Source organism: Paenibacillus amylolyticus, assembly GCF_050990605.1.
GTDB lineage: Bacteria > Bacillota > Bacilli > Paenibacillales > Paenibacillaceae > Paenibacillus > Paenibacillus amylolyticus_H.
Window position 1 is genome coordinate 860219 of record NZ_CP158832.1, and the last position, 12840, is coordinate 873058.

Consider the following 12840-nt stretch of genomic DNA (forward strand, 5'->3'; position numbering starts at 1 on the left):
GGCGGGGATGGAAAGATGGGATTATCCGTGAGTTCAGAACCAACAGCCTCCAAGCTCTATGTGAAGGAAACCCAGTGTCCGTATTGCAGTGTGCAATGCAAGATGACTGTTGAAGAACTGGCTGCACCTGTTGCGGGCCAGCGTCGTGGTGAGTATATGGTTCAGGGTGTTCCGAATGAAGCCTCTCAGGGCAGGTTGTGTGTCAAGGGTATGAATGCTCATCAACATGCGCTCAGTAGTCAACGGTTAATGCATCCGCTGATTCGGCGCAATGGCGAGCTTGAACCCTGTTCCTGGGAGGAGGCCATTCAGACCATTGTAGAGCGGTTTCAGAACTTGAAAGATTCATACGGAGCAGATACGGTCGGAGTATACGGAGGCGGATCTTTGACCAATGAGACAGCCTATCTGCTTGGCAAATTCGCCAGGATTGCATTGGGGACGAAGTATATCGACTATAATGGACGGTTCTGCATGTCAGCTGCAGCCTCAGCTGGCAGCAAAGTGTTTGGGATGGATCGTGGATTGACGTTCCGCCTGTCCGATATTCCCAAGGCAGGTTGCATTGTACTCGCAGGTACCAATATTGCGGAATGCCAACCTACCCTGTTGCCCTACTTCAATCAGGCCAAGGAGAACGGAGCATTCATTATCGTTATTGATCCACGTAAGACGGCAACCGCAGCCATTGCTGATCTTCACTTACAGGTGAAGCCTGGCATGGATGCCTTGTTGGCGGATACCATGTTGAAGGTGATTATGGATGCCCGATTGATAGACCCTCATTTTATAGGCGAACGAACGCATGGATACGAGCAATTGATGCAAGGATTGGCTGATCTGCAACTTGAACAGGCGGCACAAGCATGTGGCGTTGATCTGTCCCTAATTCGTCAGGCGGCGATAGCCTATGGTGAGGCAGAGACAGGTATGATCATGACAGCGCGTGGTGTGGAGCAGCAGACGGATGGGCATATGGCCGTCAGGCACTTTCTCAACCTGGTGCTCGCGACTGGCAAAATTGGCCGAGAAGGCTGTGGATATGGTGCCATCACAGGTCAAGGAAATGGGCAAGGTGGACGGGAGCATGGGCAGAAGGCTGACCAGCTGCCGGGCTATCGATCGATTGAAAATGAAGCCGATCGTGTCTATGTGGCATCCGTCTGGGGCGTGGACCCTGCAAGTTTGCCAGGTAAAGGAGTCTCGGCCTACGAGATGATGGAGAAGGTCCATGACCAGGAGATTCGGGCGTTGCTCGTAATGGGCTCCAACCCGGTCGTATCCAACCCCAATGTGCGTGTGGTGGAAGAAGGTCTACGCAAGCTGGACTTTCTGATCGTGGCAGACATGTTTCTGTCCGAGACAGCGCGAATGGCTGATCTGGTTCTGCCGGTTACCTCTTATATGGAGAATGAAGGTACACTGACCAATCTGGAGGGGCGGGTTCTGCTCCGTGAACAGGGACGACCTGCGCCAGGAGAAACGCTCGATGATTGGGATATATTATGCCGGATTGCCGCGCAATTGGGTAAAGCTTCGTACTTTGAATATGACAGTGCTGAGGACATCTTTAATGAGCTTCGGGTGGCAAGCCGTGGCGGAGTCGCTGATTATTATGGCATTACCTATGAGCGTTTGCGTAACGAGAAAGGGGTGTACTGGCCGTGTTCTGCCCTGGAGGAGCAGGGAGAAGGGTTACTGTTCGGTGAACGATTCGCTCATCCCGACGGCAAAGCGGCGTTTACATTCGAATCAAGTCCGGGCTGGAATGATATATCACCAGAATTCCCTATAATTCTGACCAATGGCCGTGTGCTTCCTCATTATCTTACAGGGGTGCAGACACATCGTAGCCCGGCTCTTGCAGCCCGTGAATTGGAGAACTTTGTTGAACTTCACCCGGCTACCGCTGCACGTTATCGTATTCACGATGGAGAATGGGTCGAGATTCAATCGATGTATGGGAGCTTCACGGTTCGTTCGCGTATCAAGGATTCCATACGGGAGGATACCTTGTTCGTGCCGATGCATTGGGGCGGCGTTCAGAATGTGAACCGGGCGACCAGACCAGAGCTAGATCCGTTCTGCCGGATGCCTGGATTCAAGACGGCGGCAGTAAACATTCGACCGTTACGATTGGTCAGATGATTCATACAGGTTTCAGATTACAGGTTACCAGGTGTCATAAGCTGCTCTCATCGTAGATAAGTGGCCGCCCAGTCCCATAGTTATATGAGACTGGGCGGCTTTTTTTGCGTATATGTATGCAAGTAGGTTATAGTTCCGTGGTTTCACGTAAACATGAGGATTGGCTCATGAATATGGCTTTAATTTTAGTTATGATGTTCATTAGGGGTACATATGTACGTATTTTTGATTGTGTTTTGAGACTGATCGTCATCTCGAGTTTAGGTTATTATCATCGTGGTACAGATATCGGGGCTTATTCAAATAAGGCAGGGCAGAGGGGAGCAAGACAGTGAACGTATGGATAACGGTAAAAAGTCTGGGTAAGCGCAAGCCGGTACTTGCCAAGCAAGCTGCCGAACTTCCGGAAACAACTCATACGCTAAGGCAGCTCATTGAGAACATGGTGGCTCTGCAAGTTAAGGATCTTCAGGAGAAGAAGCAACAGGCAGAACTACTCACCTACCTGATGCCGGATGATATTGAGGTGCAGAGAGCAGCGGGAAAAGTTGGATTTGGCGCAGTATACAATGAGGGCGTTCCTGATGTGAATGGTGCGATGGAGACGGCGATAACCGCTTATGAGGATGGGTTGTACAAAGTGTTTCACAACGATGAAGAATTACAGGAACTGGACAAGTCCATTTTGATACAGGACGGCGATAACGTGGTGTTTATCCGTTTTACAATGCTTGCCGGACGTCTGTGGTAGAGAGTGATAAAGGAGGAGAACAGGATGAATCAGGAAGATCAAGTACAGTTGTATATGGATGAATTGCAGGAAAAAGCAAAGTCGTTAACAGGGGTACAGCTTGAGCTGGCAGGTTATGTTGTGGAGATCGCCGGGTCTACTTATTTACGTGGAGACGAAAAGATGTTTTTGAATACAGAAAAGTTGCTTGGAAAGCTGGCTGCAGAAACGCAGAACCCGTTATTCCAGCCACTATTGGATGTGCTCCAGCATCTGGCGAGCGAGTCCTTGGTTGCACGATTCCGTTATATCGCAGAGCGTGCGATTCGTTTTCCATACAGTAACAACTATGAACGCCGGCCCTTCCGCACGTCCGATCCGGGACAGCACGTAGCACAGGTCATCCGTAAACTGATGGGATTGTTCCGAATGGAAATGAAGAATTTCTCCCTGGAAGAATATGTGTCACTTCGTGAGTACAAGCTGGATTATTTACATGAGATTCGTTGGGTCCTGGCGGATTGTATCGCTTATGAACTGGATCGTCAGGGCGGAGAGATGAAGCAGGCACTACACGATATTATATATGGTGACAATCAGAATGCATTGTTAACCCATGAAATGATCAAAGGCATATTCATGAGCGATCAGGCGGATGCCTATCAGATGGTTGGTGAGCTGCTGGTTGCAGCAAGGTTGCAGGAAGGGCTGCGCCAAAGCATTGTGGAGCGGATGGATGAAGGAACGTTGGAAGCCTATACTTACATATTAAAAATCATTATCGACAACAACCTGATCCGTTTTAGTTCGGTAGTAAGAGCGCTGGCTGTATGGACAGGAATCGGCATCGAAGCAGCCAATCAACGTGTTGCCGCACAGCTCATTGAACAGGCCCATGAGGCGCTTGTTCAACCCGAAGTACGCGAGGCCTGGCAGCAGGAAGCGAACGCCAACAAACTTTTTATCAGCCTGTGGGCGACAGCGGTCATTGAAGAGAATGAATTGAAGAGCAAGATCATCGAGATTATGGATCAAGGCCAATTATATCAGAAGGTTGTTGCCCAATACGTACTGGCTAACAGCCAGAACAGAGAGCTTCGTTTGGACATTGCACGTCGTTATCTGGAGGCGCAGGATACCGAGTTGATGCACTGGATTGTGACGAACTATGATGCCATGTATATGTACAACTGGAATTTCGAGAATGGAGAGAATCAGCGTAGCGTCTACGTGTGGCCATTGCCTGCTCTTGAGGATAAGGCCTTGCGGCGTCAGGACTTTGATCGGTTCAAACAGATGCTCACTGCCATTCCGAAAGGCGGGTCAGGTGGACCGTCGGGTGTACTTGAGTATGTTCACTACCGGATTGGTATGGATGATGTGGTCAAGAAAATGTTATATCTGGCTGCTTATGATATGGACCCGGAATGGATCGGCGAAGTCATTGCAATCAAGGACCTCTTAAGCCCGGAACTGCGCGGAGAACTGTTGTCCCAGTTTGTTCAGCATCCTGATAATGAGTTACAAAGACAGTTTGTGTTTGAGAGCTTGTCTGATAAAAGTATGAGTAACCGGGAGAGTGCACTCGCCAAGGCGAAGTTGCTCACGTTGACGGTTGATGAGATGCAACAGATGGAGGCATTGATGAAGCTCAAGACAGGTTCACTTCGTCAGAAGGTCATCCATGTATTATTACTGCAACCCGTGGACCATTTGACGTTCTCACTGAAGCGGCTTTTGCAGGCCAAGAGTGAACTGCAACGTCTGGGCGCGCTTGAATTGTTGACCGAGATTGCGGCAGATCCAGGACGGACAGATCAGCAGGAGGCATTGCAACCATTGGCGCAGCTGATTGAAACACCCACTGCCAAGGAACAGAAACTGCTGGATAAGCTGACGGATCAGGGGAGTCGCTATACGGCCGCTAATGGATTTGGTTTATTTGATCCGAAGCGACGTGAGCCATTGCTGGATGAGGAGCGTGATCTCAAAGGCCATACTCCGAAGGATATCTTGACACTCTCTCTGGATAAGATCAGACCATTCCTGGAGGGACTTAGTGGATTGGTGCATGAACACAGGGATTATGAGTATGAAGTAGAATATTACGCTGGCTACAAAGAAACGTTGTTAATCGGAGCGAGTCTTCGCTCCAAGGTTCCATATGGAGAGCGGAATGAAATGAAGCAGATGGAACAGTTCCCGCTATATGATGTATGGGAAAACTTTATTCAACATGCCGGGTTTAGTAGTGTGGAACTGATGCAGTTGTATATGGGTATACAGCTCCGGGAGTTCAATGGAAAATTGAGCGACCATTACAGCTATTTCCATGATCAGTATGACTATGAAGAACTGCAAAAGATTCCGTTACTGGAAGGCTGGCGCAAGACGTTTGCCGAACAGATCTATCCACTGGACGATATCGAAAAACTGCAGCAGATGCTGAATTCGTTACCGTATAAGGATCAGGTAGTGGCGCTGATATCGGCGGCATTTCTGGATAGCGACCCGATCGACACGTTTGAGATAGCTGAGAAAACCTGGGCCTCAATCATCTCGAGTATGCCTGTTGATCGACTCGAGCAGGAGTCGGGCATGCTTCATATTCTGACTGGACCTTGGAATTATGTGGTTCGTGGCAAAATCCATGACGATAACAGCTTCAAACGTTTCTTCCAGACAGCTTACCAGTTCACCAGTTTTGTAGAGAGTAGTCATCCGCTGTCTTTACTGTCCCTTGAAGATTTTCTGCGTGCGTACCAGTTGAACTTGATTGATGAACAGGAGATATATCGACAGGTTCTGGTCGGTGGGAATCGACTGATGTTTATTCGGGACTTAACATCCACTCGCACAGAAGTGATTGCAAGTGATCCGAAGCTGATTCATTTACGTGATACGGTCGTTAATCGGATTCTGGAAATCGAGCTGACCCGGGGAGAACTCTCTACAGAAGTAAGTACACTTGCCATGAAACTGGAACGAATTGAAGGCATGGAGCACTGGGTACATCTGGTCTCTGCGATGGATCAGGATACATTTATCCGTGGATATATCTACAGTTATGGGGACAACACAACACGGAAAGAGACGTTCAGTTATCTGATTCAGAATTGTCATCCACGGGATGGGGAAGATGAGAAAGAACTCGGAGAGTTGCTCCAGAAATATCCGATTAAAGAGAAAAAATTGCTGGAAGCAGCCATGTACGCACCACAGTGGATGGAGATTGTGGCAAAACATCTGGGATGGGAAGGTCTCCGCAGTGCGGCATGGTACTTCCATGCTCATATCAATGAACGTTTTACTGCGGAGAAAGAAACCATTGTGGCCCACTATTCTCCAATCTCACCACAGGAATTTAATGAAGGTGCGTTTGATATCGCCTGGTTTGAAGAAGCCTATGCTGCTGTCGGGGAGGAACGGTTCAATCTGTTATACGATTGCGCCAAGTATATTTCCGGGGGAGCCAATCATCGCAGATCCCAATTGTTCGCGGATGCAGCACTGGGTAAGCTTCGACTTGAGGATATGCGTGATTCCGTGTCAGACAAGCGAAACAAAGATCATTTGTTAACCTACAGTTTGATTCCATTTGCTGAAAATCGGGAACAGGATCTGCGTGAGCGATACGACTTCATTCAGAAGTTCCTGACGCAGAGCAAGCAATTCGGTGCACAACGCCGTGCCAGTGAAGGTGTGGCATCACAGATTGCACTGGGCAACCTTGCCCGTAATGCAGGTTATGCCGATGTTACGCGGCTGATGTGGGACATGGAAGCACGTAAGCTCGATGAGATGAAATCCTTCTTTGAACCTCATGCATTGGATGCTGACACGACAGCACACTTGGTCATTGATGAGGAAGGTCAACCCGAGATGGTTATCGTTAGCAAAGGAAAGACACTCAAATCTGTACCTGCCCGGTTCAAAAAAGATGGATATATCGCTGAACTGAAAGAGCTCAAATCGGAGCTGGTGGATCAGTATCGCCGGGCAAGGCAGGAACTGGAACGTTCGATGACTGCTGGAACATCCTTTACACGTCAGAAAATTGCCAGTCTGATGCAAAATCCGGTAATATATCCGCTGGTAAGAACGCTTGTATTCCAATCAGGTGACAAGACAGGTAGATTCGATGTTTCGTCCAGCGGTTTGGTTGCTCCAGGGCCGGAGGGTGCCATCCATGCTCTATCGGAAGAGGATCAATTGTTGATTGCTCATCCGCTTCATCTGTATCAGAGTGGAAGCTGGAGTGAGTTCCAACGGGATCTGTTCACCCGGCAGGAGCGTCAGCCGTTCAAGCAGGTATTCCGTGAGTTATATCTTCCTAACGAGGACGAATTGGCTAATGGTACGGTGTCTCGCCGATACGCCGGGTATCAGATCCAACCGAAAAAAGCAGTAGCTCTGCTTAAAGGACGCCAATGGACTGTCAGTTATGAGGAAGGTCTGCAGAAGGTAAGTTACGAGCACAATCTGATCGCAAATCTCTATGCTATGGCGGATTGGTTCTCACCGGCAGATACCGAGGCGCCCACGCTGGAGACGGTGCAGTTCTACGATCGCAAGAGCTACAAACCGGTATCGTTGCAAGATGTGCCTCTGACGTTCTTCTCGGAAGTCATGCGTGATATTGATCTGGTGGTCAGTGTTGCACATGTGGGAGGCGTAGATCCGGAAGCCAGCCTGACCACCATCGAGATGCGTCACGTCATTGTGAACGAGTCATTGCGTCTGCTGAAGATCGACAATGTACGTCTGGACGGGAATTACGCCCGGATTGTTGGTGAATTGGGTGAGTATGCTGTCCATCTGGGCAGTGGTAATGTGTTCAAACAAGCCACAGGTGCCCTTCATATCGTGCCAGTGCACAGTCAGCATCGGGGCCGAATCTTCCTGCCATTCCTCGATGAAGATCCGAGAACGGCAGAGATTCTGTCCAAGGTGATGTTACTCGCCGATGACAAAAAGATCAAGGACCCGCAGATTCTTGCACAGTTACAGAACTAGTAAGCGATTGAACCGTACTATCTAAATCATAAAGGCAACTGAGGAACCTGTTAAAAGGGACTTCAGTTGCTTTTATATTTACGGATACTTCAATGGGCCGGATTGGTTCCGGTTTCAAATAGACTTACGACCCAAAGTGTCTCAATATTTTCCTTAATCTGATAATTAATTTCATTATTTGGTTGATCGGAAGTGGGTCGAACTGACTGTTTTTAAAAGTAAAGAATTTGTTTGAAAGTGGTTACGGAAATGTAAATAATTCGTTTTCTTTTCTTGTTATCTGAACTAAAATAGAGGTGATGCCAAAGAACTAGGCTCGTTCCTATTGATCTATTACCAAATTTAAGGGGATGTAATTCGGAATCAGGTCGGCTATCGTTAGGAAGCGAAATCTGCTGACTTGCTTGCAGGCTGCAGTTTCAGAAGCCATGTGCAGGACGACCTGAATGCTTGAAAGACTGGACTCAAGCCAGTATGCATTCCCTTGTATACATGTATTCAAGATGTGTACGAGAAAAATGATCAAGAGAGAAGGAGAGCTTACAACATGAATAGAAGACTCAATCTGATTTTCCTCAAACGATGGTTTATGCTACTCATCATCGTGGCGGTTGCGGCTATGCCGTTACACGCCTTCGCCGCGGAGGCGGAATCTGGGACCAATCGGCCTTGGATGAACAAATCTCTATCTGCGGAGGAGCGCACCGAGCTGCTGCTCAAAGAGATGACGCTGGAGGAGAAAGTTGGATTCGTAACCGGTAAAGTAAATAACTATTATGGTTTCTATAATGATGGATTGGAGCGCCTCGGCATTCCGGCATTACAGATGGCAGATGGGCCCGCGGGGGTACGTGTGGCCAATCCGGATGTGCAGGACAAAAAGTCTACTGCACTGCCTGCACCAATTGCATTAGCCGCATCCTGGGACACCAATCTTGCCAAGAAATATGGCGATCTGATCGGTCAGGAAGCACATGATACAACACATAATGTAGTTCTTGGCCCTGGGCTGGATATTGCACGTACACCGTGGGGTTCCCGGAACTTTGAATCGCTCGGGGAAGATCCATTGCTGGCTTCCGGTATGGGTGCAGCATATGTGAACGGGATTCAAAGCAATCCGGTTATCGCTACAGCGAAGCATTACATCCTGAACAACCAGGAGACGGAGCGTTTCACGACCAATGCTACGGCCAGCGAACGTGCGATCCAGGAAGTCTATGCACGTCCGTTCCAGGCGATGGTTGAAAAAGCAGATCTCGGTTCTGCCATGTGTTCATTTAACCAGGTGAACGGTACATACGCTTGTGAGAACAAGGAGATGCTGACGGATGTTCTTCGGGTTCAGTTTGGCTTCGAAGGGTTCGTCATGAGTGATTACGGTGCAAACTTCAGCACAGCCAAATCTGCCAATGCGGGTCTGGATCTGGAGACACCTGGAGAGCCGTATGGCAAATGGGGAGACAAATTGCTGGAAGCCGTGAACAAAGGCGAAGTCAGCGAGCAAACCATTGATGAGAAGGTAAGACGCATTTTGCTTCAAATGTTTGATAAAGGGCTGTTCGACAACCCTGTAACCAATACACAGATCAATGCCAAGAAAGACGGCAAACAAGCACGTGAAATTGCGGAAGAGAGCATGGTTCTTTTGCAAAATAACGATAATACGCTGCCGCTGTCCAATAAAAAAGTGAAATCCATTGCGGTCATTGGACCGGATGCAGATAACGCATCTGCTGCTGGTGGAGGTAGCAGTCTGGTTAATCCGACGTATACCGTAAGTCCACTGCAAGGCATTCGTAACCGTGCAGGTAACGGTGTGGATGTAAAATATGCAGCCGGAACAGATCCAATCTCTGCAGGAGATGCATTTAATGGACCATCGGCTGTACCTTCGACTCTTTTATCACCAGCGGATGCTCAGGAAAGTGAAAGAGACTATGGTACAGAGCGCGCCGAATATGGTCTGCATGCTGAATACTGGACGAATAAAGACATGGAGGGTAACCCTGCTCTGGTCCGTACAGATAATCAGGTCAACATGAATCTTGGATTCTACAACTATGAAGGTTTTAATGCACAATCTTCCAAGCTTCCGGTGACACCAACGAAGTTTAATGCCAAGATGTCTGCTCGTTGGACAGGGGCAATCACAGCACCTCAAACAGGTGAATATAAACTGTCCCTGACCAGTCTCGGTTCTGCGAAACTGTATGTGGATGATGAGTTACTTGTAGACAATCAAGGTGAAACACTGAGTACAACGAAGAAAGAAGTCACATTTAAAGAAGGCGAGTCCCACAATATTCGAATTGAGTATCGTACGGCTTTCCCGGTACAGACCAATCATGATATGGGTGCACAGGTTCGTTTTGGCTGGGAAGCTCCAGAAGAGGCTGTTGATATTAAAATGCAAAAAGCAGTTGATCTGGCGAAAAAATCCGATGTTGCCGTGGTGGTAACACGTACGTATGACAGTGAAGGTTACGTGGACCGTTCCGACTTGGAACTGCCAAATAACCAGGAGCAGCTGATCCGCAAAGTAGCGGCAGCTAATCCCAAAACGATCGTGGTACAAATGAGTGGTCGTGCCGTAGAAATGGATTCTTGGCAAAACGAAGTGCCATCCATCGTTCAGGCTTGGTATGCAGGTCAGGAACAAGGTAATGCAGTGGCACGTGTTCTGTTCGGCGATGTGAATCCATCCGGTAAGTTGCCGGTGACGTTCCCATCAGATGATTCCCAGACCCCGGTATCCACTGCGGAACAATTCCCGGGTGTGAATGGGGTGGGTAACTACTCCGAGGGTATCTATGTAGGGTACAAAGGATATGACAAAGAAGGCATGACACCGGCGTTCGCCTTTGGACACGGACTGTCTTATACCGATTTTAATTATCGTAATCTGCATGTGAAAAATACAGGTAAAGGCGATAAGGAAACCGTAGAAGTATCCCTTAACCTGCGTAATACCGGTAAAGTTTCCGGTGCAGAAGTTGTACAGGTCTATGTTGGCAATCTGCCAACCAAAGTGGAGACACCAGAGAAGCAGCTTGCTGGCTGGACGAAGGTTGATCTGAAGACAGGCAAGCAGCAACGGGTCAACATTCAACTGGATCGCAGCGCATTGTCCTACTGGGATGAAGCATCGCATGAATGGGTAATGCCTAAGGGTAAAGTTCAAGTGTATGTCGGCAGTGCCTCGGATGATATCCGTCTGACAGGCAGTGTGAATATCGGAAGCAAATCCGGTAAATAAAGTGCAATAAGGGAGAACGCAAAAATGAGTCGTGGCCTAGTGGCCGCGGCTTTTTCCACAATGGAAGGAGAGGGAGACGTGATGAACATAGGCTGGAGAGAGCACCCCAAACGATGGAGCATCCTGTTCATCGCTGTTTGTTGTATCGGTGCAGGAGTGTGGCTTATTCTCAACGGAAATGAACAATCCGTTCCTCCATCGGTTGTGGAGAAGCAGAGAACGGCCGAAGTCTGGTTAACGACGGGCAATCAGCAAAATCTGCTTACCCCTCAGAAGCCTATTCCAGTGACAGAGCACGATGATACAGACACAAGCTCTTCCGTTTCTTCAACGCAGGAGTCAGGCACTTCTTGGTCGGAGTTTACCATACAGATTGACCCGGACAAGACGTATCAGACCATGGATGGATTTGGCGCAGCGATGACGGGGTCGTCGGCACATCTGATCAACCAGCTTTCAGAGGAACAACAAGAGCAACTGCTGAAGGAACTGTTTACGATGGAAGGGCTAAACATGGATATGGTGCGTCATACAATTGGCGCTTCCGATTATTCAGTGGATGAATCAGGTTTGGCTTCAAGTTATACCTATGATGATATCGAGTCTGGCACGGATTATGACATGGAACACTTTTCGATCGATAAAGATCAGGAAGTTGTGAATATGCTGGAGCGTGTGACTTGGCTGAAACCGGATCTTAAAGTGTTGGGTACCCCGTGGACGGCTCCGGCCTGGATGAAGTATGGGGAGAAGACCACTAACGGCTGGTATCTGAATTATAACGATCCCCGGGTGTATGAAGCGTACGCGAGTTATTTTGTGAAGTATATCAAATCTTATCAAGCAAAGGGCATTCCCATCTACGGGATCACGTTGCAAAATGAACCGGAGTTCACCTCGGATAAATATCCGAGTATGAGTATGGGGGCCGAAGAACAAGCCATGTTCATTCGGGATTATCTCGGCCCGGCGCTACAGGATGCGGGACTGGACACGCGAATCATCGCGTATGATCATAACTGGGATCAGGCGTTCGAATATACCAGCAAGGTACTTGGTGATGAGCAGACTGCTTCATATATCGATGGATCTGCTTTTCACTGTTATGCAGGTGATCCATCTGCCATGTCGGAAGTGCATAAGCGCTTCCCGGACAAACATATCTATTTTACTGAATGTAGTGGTGGGGAGTGGAGTCCTGACTTTGGCGAGAATCTGAGCTGGCAGATGTCCAATCTCATCATTGGTGCACCTCGCAACTGGGCAAAAAATGTACTGCTCTGGAACATCGCACTCGATCCGCAAGGCGGACCCACGAACGGCGGCTGTGAGAACTGCCGTGGGATTGTGACGATTGACCTGGACAGTGATGAAATCACTAGAAATGTCGAGTATTATGCGTTGGGCCACATCAGCCGTTATGTACGTCCGGGAGCCGTGAGAGTTGATTCCACGCATGAACAGGGCCAGATCGAGAACGTAGCCTTCCGCAATCCGGATGCAACTATGGTGATGGTTGCAGCTAATACGGGTGGGGCAGAAGTTTCCTTTGATGTAGTCATGGACGGAGATTCGTTTCGATATGTACTGCCTTCCCAATCGGCAGCAACTTTCCGCTGGAAGCCGAAAACGGTGGGAGTGCTTTGACTCAGGATTGGAAATTATAGGTGCAGATTGAAGGATGGCC

At 48.6% G+C, this 12840-nt stretch carries 5 protein-coding genes; all 5 read left to right on the forward strand.

Features of this window, described 5'->3' with window-relative positions; translation table 11 throughout:
• The first annotated feature begins 15 nt into the window (after nucleotides 1-15).
• The 5 genes from nasC to ABTV53_RS03960 all read left to right on the forward strand — a co-directional run bounded on the left by nasC (nucleotide 16) and on the right by ABTV53_RS03960 (nucleotide 12800).
• On the forward strand, nucleotides 16-2148 hold the full coding sequence (gene nasC / locus ABTV53_RS03940; protein WP_433750850.1) for an assimilatory nitrate reductase catalytic subunit NasC: 2133 nt from the start codon (nucleotides 16-18) through the stop codon (nucleotides 2146-2148).
• 331 nt (nucleotides 2149-2479) lie between these two features.
• On the forward strand, nucleotides 2480-2899 hold the full coding sequence (locus tag ABTV53_RS03945; RefSeq protein ID WP_433750852.1) for a hypothetical protein: 420 nt from the start codon (nucleotides 2480-2482) through the stop codon (nucleotides 2897-2899).
• Nucleotides 2900-2923: 24 nt separating this feature from the next.
• Complete coding sequence (locus ABTV53_RS03950; protein ID WP_433750855.1) at nucleotides 2924-7894, forward strand: DUF4132 domain-containing protein; 4971 nt, start codon at nucleotides 2924-2926, stop codon at nucleotides 7892-7894.
• A 547-nt stretch (nucleotides 7895-8441) separates the two neighbouring features.
• Complete coding sequence (locus ABTV53_RS03955) at nucleotides 8442-11153, forward strand: glycoside hydrolase family 3 C-terminal domain-containing protein (protein WP_433750857.1); 2712 nt, start codon at nucleotides 8442-8444, stop codon at nucleotides 11151-11153.
• Nucleotides 11154-11177: 24 nt separating this feature from the next.
• Nucleotides 11178-12800: a glycoside hydrolase family 30 protein gene (locus ABTV53_RS03960; RefSeq protein WP_433750860.1), complete on the forward strand. Its 1623-nt coding sequence runs from the start codon at nucleotides 11178-11180 to the stop codon at nucleotides 12798-12800.
• Nucleotides 12801-12840: the final 40 nt, after the last annotated feature.

What these genes read in the sequence shown, in the direction of transcription:
- nasC (WP_433750850.1), top strand. Translation starts at nt 16, where the DNA reads ATGGGATTATCCGTGAGTTCAGAACCAACAGCCTCCAAGCTCTATGTG.
- ABTV53_RS03950 (WP_433750855.1), top strand. Translation starts at nt 2,924, where the DNA reads ATGAATCAGGAAGATCAAGTACAGTTGTATATGGATGAATTGCAGGAA.
- ABTV53_RS03955 (WP_433750857.1), top strand. Translation starts at nt 8,442, where the DNA reads ATGAATAGAAGACTCAATCTGATTTTCCTCAAACGATGGTTTATGCTA.
- ABTV53_RS03960 (WP_433750860.1), top strand. Translation starts at nt 11,178, where the DNA reads ATGAGTCGTGGCCTAGTGGCCGCGGCTTTTTCCACAATGGAAGGAGAG.